The sequence below is a fragment of the Streptomyces sp. NPDC058880 genome (assembly GCF_042742535.1).
Lineage (GTDB): Bacteria > Actinomycetota > Actinomycetes > Streptomycetales > Streptomycetaceae > Streptomyces.
Genome location: NZ_JBHYMC010000040.1, coordinates 44,778 through 60,631 on the forward strand (window position 1 = coordinate 44,778; position 15,854 = coordinate 60,631).

General features: G+C 71.3%; 14 protein-coding genes. 12 read left to right on the forward strand and 2 right to left on the reverse strand.

Translation table 11 applies throughout. The features are described from left to right. Positions 1-52: 52 nt before the first annotated feature. From ACFW2G_RS21850 to ACFW2G_RS21865, 4 genes are all read left to right on the forward strand, one after another. Complete coding sequence (locus tag ACFW2G_RS21850) at positions 53-937, forward strand: LysR family transcriptional regulator (RefSeq protein WP_384450417.1); 885 nt, start codon at positions 53-55, stop codon at positions 935-937. A gap of 260 nt (positions 938-1,197) precedes the next feature. Then, on the forward strand, positions 1,198-1,326 hold the full coding sequence (locus tag ACFW2G_RS21855; RefSeq protein ID WP_384450420.1) for a hypothetical protein: 129 nt from the start codon (positions 1,198-1,200) through the stop codon (positions 1,324-1,326). A gap of 77 nt (positions 1,327-1,403) precedes the next feature. Further along, the gene (locus tag ACFW2G_RS21860) at positions 1,404-2,444 is read left to right on the forward strand and encodes a 3-isopropylmalate dehydrogenase (RefSeq protein ID WP_384450423.1); all 1,041 of its coding nucleotides are present in this window, start codon (positions 1,404-1,406) and stop codon (positions 2,442-2,444) included. 227 nt (positions 2,445-2,671) lie between these two features. Further along, positions 2,672-3,757 carry a branched-chain amino acid aminotransferase gene (locus tag ACFW2G_RS21865; protein ID WP_384450425.1) on the forward strand — a complete coding sequence of 362 codons (1,086 nt, stop codon included), beginning with the start codon at positions 2,672-2,674 and terminating at the stop codon, positions 3,755-3,757. A gap of 71 nt (positions 3,758-3,828) precedes the next feature. Here the strand turns inward: ACFW2G_RS21865 and ACFW2G_RS21870 are convergent, their stop codons facing one another. Further along, positions 3,829-5,253: a cytosine permease gene (locus ACFW2G_RS21870; protein ID WP_384582354.1), complete on the reverse strand. Its 1,425-nt coding sequence runs from the start codon at positions 5,251-5,253 to the stop codon at positions 3,829-3,831. A 156-nt stretch (positions 5,254-5,409) separates the two neighbouring features. Between ACFW2G_RS21870 and ureA the strand changes: the two genes are divergently transcribed. The 6 genes from ureA (at position 5,410) to ACFW2G_RS21900 (ending at position 13,072) form a co-directional block, all read left to right on the forward strand. Then, positions 5,410-6,147, forward strand: coding sequence for an urease subunit gamma (ureA, locus tag ACFW2G_RS21875; RefSeq protein ID WP_384582355.1), 738 nt, complete (start codon positions 5,410-5,412; stop codon positions 6,145-6,147). Then, on the forward strand, positions 6,144-7,886 hold the full coding sequence (locus ACFW2G_RS21880) for an urease subunit alpha (protein ID WP_384450434.1): 1,743 nt from the start codon (positions 6,144-6,146) through the stop codon (positions 7,884-7,886). The genes ureA and ACFW2G_RS21880 overlap by 4 nt, the downstream gene beginning before the upstream one ends. Before the next feature lie 30 nt (positions 7,887-7,916). Further along, positions 7,917-8,966: an agmatine/peptidylarginine deiminase gene (locus tag ACFW2G_RS21885; RefSeq protein ID WP_384450437.1), complete on the forward strand. Its 1,050-nt coding sequence runs from the start codon at positions 7,917-7,919 to the stop codon at positions 8,964-8,966. 40 nt (positions 8,967-9,006) lie between these two features. After that, positions 9,007-9,627 (forward strand): TetR/AcrR family transcriptional regulator, encoded by a 621-nt coding sequence (locus ACFW2G_RS21890; RefSeq protein WP_037928214.1) that lies wholly within the window; start codon positions 9,007-9,009, stop codon positions 9,625-9,627. Between the two features lie 377 nt (positions 9,628-10,004). Then, a complete protein-coding gene (gene cimA / locus ACFW2G_RS21895; RefSeq protein WP_037928219.1) occupies positions 10,005-11,624 on the forward strand; it encodes a citramalate synthase in 1,620 nt (539 codons plus the stop codon). A 98-nt stretch (positions 11,625-11,722) separates the two neighbouring features. Then, complete coding sequence (locus tag ACFW2G_RS21900) at positions 11,723-13,072, forward strand: hypothetical protein (RefSeq protein ID WP_384582357.1); 1,350 nt, start codon at positions 11,723-11,725, stop codon at positions 13,070-13,072. A gap of 31 nt (positions 13,073-13,103) precedes the next feature. On the opposite strand, the gene ACFW2G_RS21905 is transcribed toward ACFW2G_RS21900, so the two are convergent. Beyond that, entirely contained in the window at positions 13,104-13,712 is a 609-nt protein-coding gene (locus ACFW2G_RS21905; RefSeq protein WP_384450443.1) for a YceI family protein, read from the reverse strand. A 275-nt stretch (positions 13,713-13,987) separates the two neighbouring features. Here ACFW2G_RS21905 and ACFW2G_RS21910 point away from each other — a divergent pair, with 275 nt between their 5' ends. Next, entirely contained in the window at positions 13,988-15,571 is a 1,584-nt protein-coding gene (locus tag ACFW2G_RS21910; protein ID WP_037928227.1) for an acyl-CoA carboxylase subunit beta, read from the forward strand. A 23-nt stretch (positions 15,572-15,594) separates the two neighbouring features. Next, positions 15,595-15,795 (forward strand): acyl-CoA carboxylase subunit epsilon, encoded by a 201-nt coding sequence (locus ACFW2G_RS21915; protein WP_037928229.1) that lies wholly within the window; start codon positions 15,595-15,597, stop codon positions 15,793-15,795. Positions 15,796-15,854 lie beyond the last annotated feature (59 nt).

Genomic DNA, 15,854 nt, shown 5'->3' on the forward strand with positions numbered 1-15,854 from the left:
ATGGACGTCACACATCCATGAGCATCACTCATACCACGAGGTGGGGGCCCCGGTGTCCGATCTTCTCCCGCGCGAACTGCGCATCCTGGTGGCCGTCGCGGAGGCCCGCGGCTTCTCCGCCGCGGCCGCGGCGCTCGGCCTCACCCAGTCGGCCGTGTCGCACTCGGTGCGCGGCAGCGAGGCCAAGCTCGGCGCGGTGCTCTTCGACCGCGGACGGGCGGGGGCCTCGCCCACGCCGGCGGGGGAGCGGGCGGTCGGACACGCCCGCCGCATCCTGCGGCTGTACGAGGTCATGGGCGCGGAGGTGCGCAGTGCGGGCCGGGGCGACGGCGGCGGCGCCCTGGACGGAGTTCTGCGGATCGCGGCGTTCCGGAGCGCCGCCCTGCACCTGCTGCCGCCCGCCCTGGAGCGACTGACCGCCCGGCACCCCGGCATCCGCCCGGAGGTCCGCGTGGTCCGCGAGATCGGTGCCGGCGCGGCGGGGGAAGTGGCGGCGGGCCGTGCGGATCTGGGCATCGCCACCCTGGGCGGTTCGCCGGGCGCGGCGCCGCCCGGCCTGCTGACGGGGGTGCTCGCGCAGGAGGCGTACCACCTGGTGCACCCGGCGGGGCACCCCGACCCGAAGTCGCTGCCCCTCATGGACTGGGACGAGAACTGCGGCTCCTACACCCGGGCCTGGTGGCGGGCGCAGGACTGGATCCCGCGGGCGACGGTCAAGGCGGAGGACGACGCCATGGTGCTGACCATGGTCGGTCGGGGGCTCGGCATGGCGATCATGCCCGAGCTGTCCCTGAGGGACGCGACGGAGGCCGTGGAGATCGCCGGACTGGGCCCGTTGGGGCCGGTGCGCGAGGTGGGATACGTCACCACGTCGGAAGCCGCCGCAACTCTCGCGATCAAGGCTCTGATCAGGGAACTTCGCTCCGGCAGGACCTGAAGCGGACCTTCGGGGGGCGTCTCTTCGGGGGGATGGGCGTCTCAGATAGTAGGAAGTCCGAGTAATTGCCGAGACATACAGCGGGACCTGCCCTAGCTTGGTAGGAGCCGAACGTCTCGCCGATCAGGCGAATGGCGGTCGAGAGCGCGCGCCCCTGGCAGGCAACCCCTGCGGCGCGCTGCTCCCCGCCTCTTCCGGCGCCTTGAAGGAACCCCTCATCCGTGGCCCCGCCACGCCGTGATCTCAAGGAGTCGATCACCATGACCGCAACCACCGCCGCCCGCCGCGTCCGCCACGCCTCCGCCACGGCCGACGAGCGCAAGAACGCCGCCGCAGCGCTGCAGCGCGCCCTCGACCGCCGCGACAACGGCGGTTCGACCGGCCACTGACGCCCTCCGGGGGACATTTCGCGTCCACATCGTGGACGCGAAATGTCTGAGGGCTGGACGCGGAGTACGGTTTCGCCATGTCGACCAGCATCAATCTCGCAGTGATCCCCGGTGATGGCATCGGCCAGGAAGTCGTGGCTCAGGGACTCAAGGTCCTTACCGCGGTCCTGCCCCAGGATGTGAAGCTGGAGACCAGGCAGTACGACCTCGGCGCCCAGCGCTGGCACCGCACCGGTGAGACCCTCCCGGACGCGGAACTCGAAGCCCTGGCGCGCCACGACGCGATCCTGCTGGGCGCCATCGGCGACCCCTCGGTCCCGTCCGGCGTGCTGGAGCGCGGCCTGCTGCTGAAGCTGCGCTTCGCGTTCGACCACTTCATCAACCTGCGGCCGTCGAAGCTGTTCCCCAACACCGCCACCCCCCTGGCGGGCCGCCCGGACATCGACTTCGTCGTCGTCCGCGAGGGCACCGAGGGTCCGTACACCGGCAACGGCGGCAGCCTGCGCACCGGCACCCCCGCCGAGGTGGCCACCGAGGTCAGCGTCAACACCGCGTACGGTGTCGAGCGCGTCGTCCGCGACGCCTACGAGCGGGCCAATGCCCGCCCCCGCAAGAAGCTGACGCTCGTTCACAAGAACAACGTCCTCGTGTACGCGGGTCACCTGTGGAAGAACATCTTCGACAAGGTCGGCCGGGAGTACCCCGAGGTCACCACCGACTACCTGCACGTGGACGCCGCGACGATCTTCTTCGTCACGCAGCCGGAGCGCTTCGACGTCATCGTCACGGACAACCTCTTCGGTGACATCCTCACCGACCTGGCCGCGGCCGTCACGGGCGGAATCGGCCTGGCCGCCTCCGGGAACATCAATCCGACCGGAGCCTTCCCGTCCATGTTCGAGCCCGTCCACGGCTCGGCCCCGGACATCGCCGGCACCGGGAAGGCGGACCCGACCGCGACGATCCTCTCGGTCGCCCTCCTGCTGCGCCACCTCGGCTACGAGGACGAGGCCGTCCGCATCGAGGACGCGGTCTCCGCCGACCTCGCCGAACGGGACGGAACCTTCCGCTCCACCGACGCGATCGGCGACGCCCTCGCCGCGCGGGTAGCCGGCTGACCCGGCTGCTCCACCTCGGGAAGCCGCCGGGTCACAATGGGACCCGGCGGCTTTTCCTGTGCGGCCCCGGGTGCCACCATCTCCCCTGGGCCGCAATCCCCCCGCTTCTCCGAAGCCTGCCCGCGCGCGATAATCGAACGCGAGGCCGCGGAATGCAGGGAAGCTCGGACGTCCTGGTACGCCGTGAGCGCGGTCCGCCATACACAACCGGTGAAGGACAAGCACTCATGACGACGCCCACGATCGAGCTCAAGCCCTCCTCGAACCCGCTGTCCGACGCGGAGCGCGAGGCGATCCTGGCCAGCCCCGGATTCGGCCGCCACTTCACCGATCACATGGTGACGATCAAGTGGACCGAGGGCCGCGGCTGGCACGACGCCGAACTGGTCCCGTACGCGCCGCTCTCGATCGACCCGGCGAACATGACCCTGCACTACGCGCAGACGATCTTCGAGGGCCTCAAGGCCTACCGCCAGCCCGACGGCACCGTCGCCACCTTCCGCCCCGAGGCCAACGCCGCGCGCTTCCAGGCCTCGGCCCGCCGCATGGCGATGCCGGAACTGCCCGTCGACCTCTTCATCGAGGCCTGCGACGCCCTGATCAAGCAGGACCGCGCCTGGGTGCCGGACTCCGGCGAGGCATCCCTGTACCTCAGGCCCTTCATGTTCGCCTCGGAGGTCGGCCTCGGCGTCCGCCCGGCCAACGAGTTCCTCTTCATCGTCATCGCCTCGCCCGCCGGCGCGTACTTCCCCGGGGGCGTCAAGCCCGTCTCCGTCTGGCTCTCCGAGGACTACGTCCGCGCGGTCAAGGGCGGCACCGGCGCGGCCAAGACCGGCGGCAACTACGCGGCCTCGCTGGTCGCGCAGGCCCAGGCCGCCTCGCACGGCTGCGACCAGGTGGTGTGGCTCGACGCCGTCGAGCACCGCTGGATCGAGGAGATGGGCGGGATGAACCTGTACTTCGTGTACGGGGACCGCATCGTCACCCCCGAGCTCACCGGCTCGCTGCTTCCCGGCATCACCCGCGACTCCCTCCTCACCATCGCCCGCGACCTCGGCTACACCGCCGAAGAAGGCCGCCTGACCACCGAGGACTGGCAGCGCGACAACGCCAACGGCACCCTCACCGAGGTGTTCGCGTGCGGCACGGCCGCCGTCATCACCCCGGTCGGCTCGGTCAAGTCCGAGCGTGCCAACTGGACCCAGGGCGACGGCGAGCCCGGCGAGGTCACCATGCGCCTGCGCAAGGCGCTGCTGGAACTCCAGACCGGCCACGCCGCCGACACCCACGGCTGGATGCACCCCCTGGGCTAGGGAGTGCAGACGGGCGGGCCCGCACTCCGGATCTCCGGGGTGCGGGCCCGCCCGCATGCGTACGGGGAACCTCAGGCGTTCGCGGGCTCCTCGGCGGCGGCCACCGGGGCCGGGGCGGCAGCGCGGCGGGCCGTGAGCACGGCGTACACGAGGCCGCCGGTGAGACCGGACAGGACGAAGGAGCAGTCCACGCCACCGGTGAGGGCGAGCAGCGGGCCCTCGTAGGAGGGGGTGGTCACGGCGAGCAGGCCGACGGCGGCCCCGATCCCCCAGGAGGTGGTGGCCGCGACGTTCCAGCCGGCCCGGTACCAGTAGGCCCCGCCCACCGAGCGGCGGTTGAAGACCTGGAGCGCGTCGGCGTCGTAGACCCCGCGGCAGCGCACGTGGCCGATCAGGGTGATCACGGCCCACGGGGTGCCGATCGCGGTCAGCACCAGGACGAACGAGGTCATCGCGGACTGCACGTCCCACTCGAAGGACCCGATGAAGACGAAGGCGGTCGCGGCGGCCGCGGCGATCACGGTGGCCGTGGTGCGGGTGGCCCGGGGGATGATCGCGTCGAGGTCCAGCCCCATGGAGTAGAGCATCAGGCCGGCGTTGCCGACCGAGCCCGCCGCGGCGGCGACCAGCAGGGGGAGCAGGTACCACAGCGGTGCGGCTGCCACGAGCGGACCGGCGTAGTCCAGGCCCGCCCGGGCGGCCAGTGCCGTGTAGGTGCCGAAGAGCTGCGGGACCAGCAGGCCGATCAGCAGACCGAATGCGGTGGCCCACAGGACCCTGCGCGAGCCGTGCCGGCGCGGGGAGATGTAGCGCGTGTAATCGCCCAGCAGGGTGATGAAGGCGACGGGCCCGCTGAGCCCGGCGGCGACAGCGGCCAGCAGCCACGTCGGCCAGAAGGATCCGAGCAGGTACGGGGTCTCGGGCGGCGCGGAGGTGGTGAAGTCCGGGGCGTAGGCGACGACGCCGACCGCCAGCAGCACCATCATGCCGATGGACAGCACCTTGCTCATGCGCAGCAGCAGCCGGTAGCCGAAGACGGCCGCGACGACGGTGCACGCGGCGAGCAGGCCGTACATCACGGCCCGCGAGAGGCCGGTGTCCGGGAGGCCGGTGAGCCGCGCGAGGGTGCCGACCATCACGTCGCCGCCGATCCACAGCGTGAGTGCGGTGTAGCCGAGCGAGAGCAGCAGGCCCACCACCGACCCCACGAGCCGCCCGCGCACACCGAACTGCGCGCCGCTGGAGGTGGAGAGGTTGGTCGCGGTGCGCAGGGAGACGAGCGCCAGCGGCGCGGTGAAGGCGATGCCGACGAGGGTGCCAGTGACGATGGCCGTGACCGAGGGCCACAGGCCCAGTCCGAAGGACGGGGGCAGCCAGCCGAAGACGATCACACCGAGGCACAGATTGGAGCCGAGGAGGATCGATATCAGGTCACGGGGACCGCTGGTCCGCTCCTCCTCCGGGATGGTGTCGACTCCGCGCTGTTCGATGGGCATGGGGGACTCCCTTGGCAGGGCGGGGGGTGGTTGCGCTTGTGTTTGAGCGACACTCAATGTGGCTCAAGCCGTGTGTTCAGGTCAATGATTCCCGCCAACCAAATCAAGAGTTAGAGTGATGCTCTAACTCTTCGACTCAAGAGGTGGTGGATCGGCGTGCGGCTGACCCCTACGGAGCGTGACCGCCTGCTCCTCCGCAGCGCTGCGGAACTGGCCAGGGCCCGGCGGGCCCGTGGCCTGAAGCTCAACGTCCCGGAGGCCACCGCGCTGATCGCGGACACGGTCTGTGAGGCCGCGCGCGACGGCAAGCGGCTCGCCGAGGCCATCGAGGAGGCCTGCTGCGTGCTGGGCCCCGGCGACGTCCTGCCGGGCGTCGCCGACGTCGTCACCGAGGTGCACGTGGAGGCCGTCTTCGACGACGGATCACGCCTCGCCGTGGTCTCGTCCCCCGTCCGGGGCGCGGTGCCGCTCGGCGACGACGCCCCCGGCGCCGTGGTCCCCGGCCCCGGGGTCCCTCAGCCGGAGTCCGCCGCGCACCTGCACGTGCGCAACACCGCCGACGTGCCGATCAGCGTGACCTCGCACTTCCACTTCTTCGAGGCGAACCCGCGCCTGGACTTCGACCGCGCCGCGGCCTACGGCATGCGGCTGTGCGTGCCGGCCGGCTCCTCCGTACGGTTCGACCCGCACGGCGAGGGCGACGTGGGTCTGGTCCCCATCGGCGGCGATCGCGTCGCGATCGGTTTCGCGGGTCTGGTCGACGGCCCCCTCGACGCCCCCGGAGCCAGGGAGGAGGCCCTGCGCCGCGCTGCGGCCTGCGGCTACCTGGGTGCCACCCCGACCGGGGCCGGCCAGTCCGGCCCCGCCGACCGCCCGGAAGGGACCACGGCATGAGCAGGCAGACCCCGCACACCGACCACAGTGCGCACTGCGCGCCGGGCAGCCGGCACATCGATCCGCACGAGTACGCGGCCGTCTTCGGCCCTCGTGCGGGGGACCGGGTCCGCCTCGGCGACTCCGGGCTGACCGTCCGGGTCGAGGCCGACGCGCAGAAGCCGGGGGAGGAGTTCCTGGCGGGCTTTGGCAAGACCGCCCGCGACGGCCTGCACCTGAAGGGGGCCGCGGTCCGTGACACCTGCGACGTCGTGATCAGCAACGTCCTGGTCATCGACGCCGTCCTCGGCATCCGTAAGGTCTCCATCGGCATCCGCGAGGGCCGCATCCACGCGATCGGCCGAGCCGGCAACCCCGACACCCTCGACGGCGTCGACGTCGTCGTCGGCACCGGTACCTCGATCGTCTCCGGCGAGGGCCTGATCGCCACCGCTGGCGCCGTGGACACGCACGTCCACCTGCTGTCCCCGCGCATCATGGAGGCCTCGCTCGCCGCGGGAGTCACCACCGTCATCGGTCAGGAGTTCGGCCCCGTGTGGGGCGTCGGCGTCAACTCCCCGTGGGCCCTGAAGCACGCCTTCAACGCCTTCGACGCCTGGCCCGTGAACATTGGCTTCCTCGCCCGCGGCTCCTCCTCCGACGCCGCACCCCTCGTCGAGGCCCTCGCCGAGGGCGGCGCCAGCGGCTTCAAGGTGCACGAGGACATGGGCGCGCACACCCGGGCCCTGGACACCGCGCTGCGGGTGGCCGAGGAGCACGACGTCCAAGTCGCCCTGCACAGCGACGGCCTCAACGAATGCCTCTCCGTCGAGGACACCCTGCGGGTGCTGGACGGCCGGACCATCCACGCCTTCCACATCGAGGGCTGCGGCGGCGGTCACGTCCCGAACGTGCTGAAGATGGCGGGCGTGCCGAACGTGATCGGCTCCTCCACCAATCCGACGCTCCCCTTCGGCCGGGACGCCGTCGCCGAGCACTATGGGATGATCGTCTCCGTCCACGACCTCAAGCCCGACCTTCCCGGCGACGCCGCCATGGCCCGCGACCGCATCCGGGCCGGGACGATGGGCGCCGAGGACGTCCTGCACGACCTGGGCGCGATCGGCATCACCTCCTCCGACGCCCAGGGCATGGGCCGCGCGGGCGAGACCATCCGCCGCACCTTCGCGATGGCCGCGAAGATGAAGGGCGAGCTCGGCCCGTTGGAGGGCGATGGTGAGGGCGACGACAACGCCCGCGTACTGCGCTACATGGCCAAGCTGACCATCAACCCGGCCATCGCCCACGGCCTGGCCCACGAGATCGGCTCGATCGAGGTCGGCAAGCTCGCCGACATCGTGCTCTGGCGCCCCCAGTTCTTCGGGGCCAAGCCGCAGCTGGTACTCAAGTCCGGCTTCCCCGCCTACGGGGTCACCGGCGACCCCAACGCCGCCACCGACACCTGCGAACCCCTCGTCCTCGGGCCGCAGTTCGGCGCCTATGGGGCCACCGCGGCCGACATCTCCGTCGCCTTCGTCTCCGCCGCGGCCGCGGCCCTGGGCGGCGACGCGATGCCGACCCGCCGCCGCCGGGTCGCCGTCCGCGGCACCCGCGGCATCGGCCCCGGCGACCTGCTCCTCAACTCCCGGACGGGTGCGGTCGACGTGGACGCCCACAGCGGACTGGTCTCCCTCGACGGGGAACCCCTGCGCTCCGAGGCCGCCGAGTCGGTCTCCCTCAACCGCCTGTACTTCCTGTAAGCCAGCACAGCCCGTAAGGACCTGCCTGCCATGACCACCAAGCCCGTGCACAACGGATTCCGGATGCCCGCCGAGTGGACGCCCCACGAGCGCACCTGGATGGCCTGGCCCAGCCCGAACCCGACCTTCACCAACGAGCAGGAGCTCGCCGAGGCCCGCGGGGCCTGGGGCGCCGTCGCCCGTGCGGTCCGCGCCTACGAACCCGTGACCCTGGTCGTCTCCCCGGGCGACGCCGAGGGCGCCCGGGCGATCGCCGGCGCAGGCGACGGCCACCCACTCGACGTGGTCGAGCGCGAGCTCGACGACGCCTGGATGCGCGACATCGGCCCGACCTTCGTCACCGACGGCGCCGGCACACTGGCCGCCGTCGACTGGACCTTCAACGGCTGGGGCGCCCAGGAGTGGGCCCGCTGGGACCACGACGCGAAGATCGCCCGCCAGATCTCCGACGTGCTCGGCACGCGCACGTTCAGCACCCCGCTGGTCAACGAGGGCGGCGCCATCCACGTCGACGGCGAGGGCACCGTGCTGCTCACCGACACCGTCCAGCTGGGCAAGGGCCGCAACCCCGACTGGACCCGAGAGCAGGTCGAGGCCGAGATCCACGCCCACCTCGGCACCACCAAGGCGATCTGGCTGCCGTACGGTCTGGCCGGCGACTACGGCACCTACGGCACGCAGGGCCACGTCGACATCGTCGCGGCCTTCGCCCGCCCCGGCGTGGTCATGGTGCACACCCAGCCCGACCCCTCCCACCCGGACCACGAGCGCTGCAAGACCATCGCAGCGATCCTGCGCGCGTCCACCGACGCCCGCGGCCGGCAGCTGGATGTCGTGGAGATCCCGGCGCCGACCGTCCTGGAGGAGGACGGCGAGTGGGTGGACTACTCCTACATCAACCACTACCTGTGCAACGACGGCGTCGTGCTGTGCTCCTTCGACGACCCGCGGGACGAGGAGGCGGCCGAGATCTTCCGCGGCCTGTTCCCCGAGCGGACGGTGACCCTCGTTGACGCACGTACGATTTTCGCCGGGGGTGGCGGCATCCACTGCATCACCCAGCAGCAGCCGAAGGTCTGATCCGCGGACGCGCGGCGGCCGATTCGACGAGGAGTGGTCCATGGCGGCGGACGGAGTACCGGTACGGGCGGCGCGCAAGAACGCGCCCCCGCGCGAGGACGTACTCGTCGCCGCCATGGCCACGATCGCCGAGCGCGGGCTGGACGGCCTGACCATGGCCGGTCTGGGCCGCGAGGTCGGCATGAGCAGCGGCCATCTCCTCTACTACTTCCGCAGCAAGGACGAGCTCCTGCTGCAGACTCTGGAGTGGAGCGAGGCCGAACTGGGCGGCGCGCGTCGGGCCCTGCTCGCCCGCCGAGGCCCGGTGACCGAGCGCCTGCAGGCGTACGTGGACCTGTACGTGCCCACGCAGGCCCGCGACCCGCACTGGACGCTGTGGCTGGAGGTGTGGAACCGCTCCCAGAACGCCGGCCCGCGTGAGCGCGACCGGCAGGCGGCCATCGAGGGCGCCTGGCACCGCGACCTGGTGGCGCTGCTCGCTGAGGGCATGTCGCGCGGGGAGTTCCGCCCGGTGGACGCCGAGCGGGTGGCGACCCGCATCCGGGCCCTGCTCGACGGCTTCAGCATCCAGTTGGCGGTGGGTCTGCCGACGCTCGACCGGACGGCCATCCTGGCCCACGTCCAGGAGTTCCTGGCGGACACCCTGTCCCCCCGCTCCTAGGTTCTGTCCGCCGGAACGGGGCCGGGTGGGCCGCGGGGCGGTGCGGGGATGCGCCGCCGGACCGGGCATGACCGCATGGTGAGATGGCTGTCCATGCACGGCGGGCGGTGTGGCACACTGCGGACGTGCCTGCTCAGCTCATGATTATCGCCAGCAGCGCGCCGGTCCCCAGTGGCCGCTGAACCGTGGAAGAACTTCGCGGTCACGGCCACCGTGCCTCGGACCCGCGTGCAAACCTCTCGCTACCCGCGAGAGGTTTTTTCGTTTCCCGGCCCATCCCTGCCGGGAGCGGACTGCGCGCGATGATGGGGGCAGTGACGGCGGCCTTCCCATGGGCGGGTTTCCGGAACCACTCATCCGACAGGAGTCAGATCAGCATGACGACGACACCAGAGGCGGCAGCAGCGGTCCTGGACGACAGCTTCCACGTCTTCGACACCACCCTGCGCGACGGCGCCCAGCGCGAGGGCATCAACCTCACGGTCGCCGACAAGCTGACGATCGCCCGCCATCTGGACGACTTCGGAGTGGGCTTCATCGAGGGCGGCTGGCCCGGCGCCAACCCCCGGGACACCGAGTTCTTCGCCCGCGCCCGCGCGGAGATCGACTTCAAGAACGCCCAGCTGGTCGCCTTCGGCGCCACCCGCCGGGCGGGCGGCTCGGCCGACCAGGACCCGCAGGTGCGGGCCCTGCTGGAGTCCGGCGCCCCGGTGATCACGCTCGTCGCCAAGTCCCACGACCGCCACGTCGAGCTCGCCCTGCGCACCACCCTGGAGGAGAACCTGGAGATGGTCCGGGACACCGTCTCGCACCTGGTGGCCCAGGGCCGCAGGGTCTTCGTTGACTGCGAGCACTTCTTCGACGGCTACCGGGCCAACGCCGAGTACGCGAAGTCCGTCGTGCGCACCGCGCACGAGGCCGGAGCCGATGTCGTCATCCTCTGCGACACCAACGGCGGCATGCTGCCCGCCCAGGTGTCGGCGACCGTCGCCACCGTCCTCGCCGACACCGGCGCCCGCCTCGGTATCCATGCCCAGGACGACACCGGCTGCGCCGTCGCCAACACCCTCGCCGCCGTTGACGCCGGAGCCACCCACGTCCAGTGCACCGCCAACGGCTACGGTGAGCGCGTCGGCAACGCCAACCTGTTCCCCGTCGTCGCCGCGCTGGAGATCAAGTACGGGCGCACGGTCCTCCCCGACGGCGCGCTCGCCGAGATGACCCGGATCTCGCACGCCATCGCCGAGGTCGTCAACCTGACGCCCTCCACCCACCAGCCCTACGTCGGCGTCTCCGCCTTCGCCCACAAGGCGGGCCTGCACGCCTCGGCGATCAAGGTCGACCCGGACCTCTACCAGCACATCGACCCCGAGCGGGTCGGGAACACCATGCGGATGCTGGTCTCCGACATGGCCGGCCGCGCGTCCATCGAGCTCAAGGGCAAGGAGCTCGGCGTCGAGCTCGGCGGGGACCGCGCGCTGATCTCCCGGGTGGTGGAACGGGTCAAGGAGCGCGAGCTCCAGGGCTACACCTACGAGGCGGCCGACGCCTCCTTCGAGCTGCTGCTGCGGGCCGAGGCCGAGGGGCGGGCCCGCAGGTACTTCCGCATCGAGTCCTGGCGGGCGATCGTCGAGGACCGCCCGGACGGCACCCACGCCAACGAGGCCACGGTGAAGCTGTGGGCCAAGGGCGAGCGGATCGTCGCGACGGCCGAGGGCAACGGCCCGGTCAACGCGCTGGACCGGGCCCTGCGGGTGGCGCTGGAGCGCTTCTACCCGCAGCTCGCCAAGTTCGAGCTGGTCGACTACAAGGTCCGCATCCTGGAGGGCACGCACGGCACGGAGTCCACGACCCGCGTCCTCGTCGCCACGACGGACGGGGTTCGCGAGTGGTCGACCGTCGGCGTCGCCCCCAATGTGATCGCCGCCTCCTGGCAGGCCTTGGAGGACGCGTTCACCTACGGCCTCCTCCACGCGGGCGTCGAGCCGGCCGAGTAGCCGCTGTCCCGGGCGTCCCCGGGGCGCCACTGTGCGGGTCAGTAGGCCCTTATGTCTTGCTCACACGGGAAAGTCCCGGTTCGGGTAGCGTCAAGGACATGAGGACCGGGCTGATATCCATACGTTGGGGAGCGTTGCTCTCCGGTCTGCTGCTGTCCCTCGGTGCGACTGCCCTGGTGGCCGCACCGCAGGCATCGGCCGCCACCGGAGTCGCGGCGGTGGCGGAAGCCCTCAAGGAGGGACCCGTCTACGTCGATCCGCGGGCCGCGGCGCAGCTGCCCAAGGCCGAGGCCGATGCCCTGGCCCAGAAGATCAAGGACGCCGACAAGCCGGTCTTCGTCGCCGTGCTCCCGGCCACCGCCGACTTCCCGCAGGACAAGGTGCTCGCCGCGGTCCGTGCGGAGACGGGCATCACCGGGCTGTACGCGATCCGGCTCGGTGACGGCTTCAACGCCGGTGCCGACCGGGCCGTCATGCCGCCCAACGCCGTGCGCAACCTCACCGAGGCGGTCAAGACGGGGACCCCGGTCGACGCGAACACCCAGCTCAACAACTTCGTGGACCAGGCCCTGACCCAGACCAGGGGCAGCGCCCCCGACTCCTGGGATACCGGCGCAGCCGCCGCCGGCGTCCCGGTCGGCGGTCTGGTCACCCTCGGCGCGGTGGCCGTGATCGGCGGTGGCGGCGCCTACGCGCTGGTCCGCCGGAACCGCAGGAAGAAGGAAGAGGCCCGGCGCGAGGCCGTCGAGCGGCTGAGTGTGGTCGTCGACGAGGACATCACGGCCTTCGGCGAGGAGCTGGAGCGCCTGGACTTCCGCCCCGGCGAGCCCGGCGCCGACGATGCCATGCGCGAGGACTACGCCCGCGGGCTCGACTCCTACGACAAGGCCAAGCAGATCATGGCCTCCGTCCGGTATCCGGAGGAGGTCACCGGGGTGACCCAGGCCCTGGAGGACGGCCGGTACGCCCTGGCCTGTCTGGACGCGCGCCGACAGGGCGAGCCGGTGCCCGAGCGCCGCGCGCCCTGCTTCTTCGACCCGCGCCACGGGCCGAGCACCGAGGACGCGACGTGGGCCCCCGCCGCGGGGGCCGCGCGTACGGTGCCCGTCTGCACGGCGGACGCGGTGCGGCTGCGCGACGGGCTGGATCCGGCCGTCCGCACGGTCGACACCGACCGCGGACCGCGGCCCTACTACGATGCCGGCCCGGCCTACGGGCCCTGGGCCGGCGGCTACTTCGGCGGCGGCATCCTGCCCGGCCTGCTCGTGGGCACCATGCTCGGTTCGGCCATGTCGACGCCCGCGTACGCCGCGGACTACGGCGGTGGCACGGGTGACGGCTACGGCGGCGGGGACTTCTCCGGGGCCGACTTCAACCCGTCCGACTTCGGCGGCGGGGACTTCGGCGGCGGGTTCGACGGGGGCGGATTCGACGGGGGCGGCTTCTAGTCCGTGCCGCCCCCGGGCCGCCGTGCTGCGGTCAGGCCTGCCTGATGGCGGAGATGTCGAAGGTCAGCTTCACCTTGTCGCTGACCACGACGCCGCCCGTCTCCAGCGCCGCGTTCCAGGTCAGGCCCCAGTCCGAGCGCAGGATGTCGGTGCTGCCCTCGAACCCGACGCGCTGGTTGCCGTACGGGTCGGTGGCGGAGCCGTTGAACTCCAGGTCGATGGAGAGCGGACGGGTGACGTCCCGGATGGTGAGGTCGCCGGTGATCCGGTAGGTGTCGCCGCCGAGGAACGCGGCTCCGGTGGAGCGGAAGGTCATCAGCGGGAAGGTCTCGGCGTCGAAGAAGTCGGCGCTGCGCAGGTGGCCGTCGCGGTCGGCGATGCCGGTGTCCACGGAGGCGATCTTGACGTCGATGGCGGCGGTGGAGCGGGCCGGGTCGGAGCCGTCCAGGTGCAGGGTCCCTTCGTGGTCGGCGAAGGAGCCGCGGACGTTGGTCACCATCGCGTGCCGGACGGTGAATCCGATGCTGCTGTGGGCCGGGTCGATGACGTAGTCGCCGGTGAGGGCGGCGAGCGCCGGGTCCACGTCCAGGGTGGCGACGGCGGTGGTGTTCTCCTGGGTGCGGCGGTTGAAGAGGCCCATGACCTGCTCCTCGGTGGTGGTGGGTGGGTGCGGGAAGCCTGATCGTTGAAACTTCAACGACTTCGACACCGTCGAGAGTAGAGGCGCTCCGTTCAAATTTCAACTACTGGTCGGGGTGTCGGGGATTTCTGTGAAGGTCCTACAACGAGGGATGGCCCCATCTGGCGGAGTCCTTAATTCCCAGGGCTGTTCTGTGCGGGCCGGACAGCGGAAGACTCCCGAGACTGTGCGGAATGAACGGAGGTTTTTCATCACGATCTTCGTAAGGTCGGTACATGACCGTTGTGGACCAGATCCCGAGCGAGCCGACGGACGCCCGTGGGCGCGTGGCCGAGCTGCACTCCCTGCGCGAGCAGGCGCGGCGTGGACCGAGTGACCGTGCGACCGAGGCCCAGCACGCGAAGGGCAAGCTGACGGCGCGCGAGCGCATCGCACTGCTCCTCGACGAGGGTTCCTTCCGGGAGGTCGAGCAGCTGCGCCGCCACCGCGCGACCGGCTTCGGCCTCGAGAACAAGAAGCCGTACACCGACGGTGTCATCACCGGCTGGGGCACGGTCGAGGGCCGCACGGTCTTCGTCTACGCGCACGACTTCCGGATCTTCGGCGGCGCCCTGGGCGAGGCCCACGCCACCAAGATCCACAAGATCATGGACATGGCCATCGCGGCCGGTGCCCCGCTGGTCTCCCTCAACGACGGCGCCGGCGCCCGCATCCAGGAGGGCGTCTCCGCCCTGGCCGGCTACGGCGGCATCTTCCAGCGCAACACCAAGGCCTCCGGCGTCATCCCGCAGATCTCGGTGATGCTCGGCCCGTGCGCCGGCGGAGCCGCGTACTCCCCGGCCCTGACGGACTTCGTCTTCATGGTCCGCGACACCTCGCAGATGTTCATCACCGGCCCGGACGTGGTCCGCGCGGTGACCGGCGAGGAGATCACCCAGAACGGCCTCGGCGGCGCCGACGTGCACGCCGAGACCTCGGGCGTCGCGCACTTCGCGTACGACGACGAGGAGACCTGCATCTCCGAGGTCCGCTACCTCATCTCGATGCTCCCCTCGAACAACCGCGAGAACCCGCCCGTCCACGAGACGAGCGACCCGGCGGACCGCCGCAGCGAGGTCCTCCTGGACCTGGTCCCCGCGGACGGCAACCGCCCGTACGACATGCACAAGGTCATCGAGGAGCTCGTCGACGACGGCGACGTCCTGGAGATCCACGAGCGCTGGGCCCGCAACATCGTCTGCGCCCTGGCGCGCATGGACGGCCAGGTCGTCGGCATCGTCGCCAACCAGCCCGCGCACCTCGCCGGTGTCCTCGACATCGAGGCCTCCGAGAAGTCCGCGCGCTTCGTCCAGATGTGCGATGCCTTCAACATCCCGATCATCACGCTGCTGGACGTGCCCGGCTTCCTCCCGGGCGTCGACCAGGAGCACGGCGGCATCATCCGCCACGGCGCCAAGCTGCTGTACGCGTACTGCAACGCCACCGTCCCGCGGATCTCGCTGATCCTGCGCAAGGCCTACGGCGGCGCTTACATCGTCATGGACTCCCAGTCCATCGGCGCCGACATCACCTACGCCTGGCCCACCAACGAGATCGCCGTGATGGGCGCCGAGGGCGCTGCCAACGTCATCTTCCGCAAGCAGATCGCGGACGCCGAGGACCCCGAGGCCATGCGCACGCGCATGGTCAAGGAGTACAAGTCCGAGCTGATGCACCCGTACTACGCGGCCGAGCGCGGCCTCGTCGACGACGTCATCGACCCCGCCGAGACCCGCGAGGTGCTCGTCAGCGCCCTCGCGATGCTCCGCAACAAGCACGCCGATCTGCCGTCCCGCAAGCACGGCAACCCGCCGCAGTAACCGCGAAGGAGATCTGCCACCCCATGACCAACGCCTCTGACACCCTGCTGCGCGTCGAGAAGGGCAACGCCGCCCCCGAGGAGCTGGCCGCGATCACCGCGATCCTGCTCGCGCGCGCGGCCGCCACGCCCGAGGAGACCACGGCCCGGCTGCCGCGCCAGGCCGGATGGCGCCGCCTGGAGCGCACCCCGGGCTTCCGCGCCCCGCACAGCTGGCAAGGCTGAGCCCCGGGCTCCTGAAAAGCCGCGGAAGGCCCCGCACCCGTCCAGGGAAGCTGGCGGAG

Bases quoted from the DNA above. Each gene is read 5' to 3' on its own strand.
- ACFW2G_RS21855 (WP_384450420.1), top strand. From the start codon at position 1,198: ATGACCGCAACCACCGCCGCCCGCCGCGTCCGCCACGCCTCCGCCACG.
- ACFW2G_RS21860 (WP_384450423.1), top strand. From the start codon at position 1,404: ATGTCGACCAGCATCAATCTCGCAGTGATCCCCGGTGATGGCATCGGC.
- ACFW2G_RS21865 (WP_384450425.1), top strand. From the start codon at position 2,672: ATGACGACGCCCACGATCGAGCTCAAGCCCTCCTCGAACCCGCTGTCC.
- ACFW2G_RS21905 (WP_384450443.1), bottom strand. From the start codon at position 13,712: ATGGGCCTCTTCAACCGCCGCACCCAGGAGAACACCACCGCCGTCGCC.
- cimA (WP_037928219.1), top strand. From the start codon at position 10,005: ATGACGACGACACCAGAGGCGGCAGCAGCGGTCCTGGACGACAGCTTC.
- ACFW2G_RS21890 (WP_037928214.1), top strand. From the start codon at position 9,007: ATGGCGGCGGACGGAGTACCGGTACGGGCGGCGCGCAAGAACGCGCCC.
- ACFW2G_RS21885 (WP_384450437.1), top strand. From the start codon at position 7,917: ATGACCACCAAGCCCGTGCACAACGGATTCCGGATGCCCGCCGAGTGG.
- ACFW2G_RS21870 (WP_384582354.1), bottom strand. From the start codon at position 5,253: ATGCCCATCGAACAGCGCGGAGTCGACACCATCCCGGAGGAGGAGCGG.
- ACFW2G_RS21880 (WP_384450434.1), top strand. From the start codon at position 6,144: ATGAGCAGGCAGACCCCGCACACCGACCACAGTGCGCACTGCGCGCCG.
- ACFW2G_RS21900 (WP_384582357.1), top strand. From the start codon at position 11,723: ATGAGGACCGGGCTGATATCCATACGTTGGGGAGCGTTGCTCTCCGGT.
- ACFW2G_RS21910 (WP_037928227.1), top strand. From the start codon at position 13,988: ATGACCGTTGTGGACCAGATCCCGAGCGAGCCGACGGACGCCCGTGGG.
- ACFW2G_RS21915 (WP_037928229.1), top strand. From the start codon at position 15,595: ATGACCAACGCCTCTGACACCCTGCTGCGCGTCGAGAAGGGCAACGCC.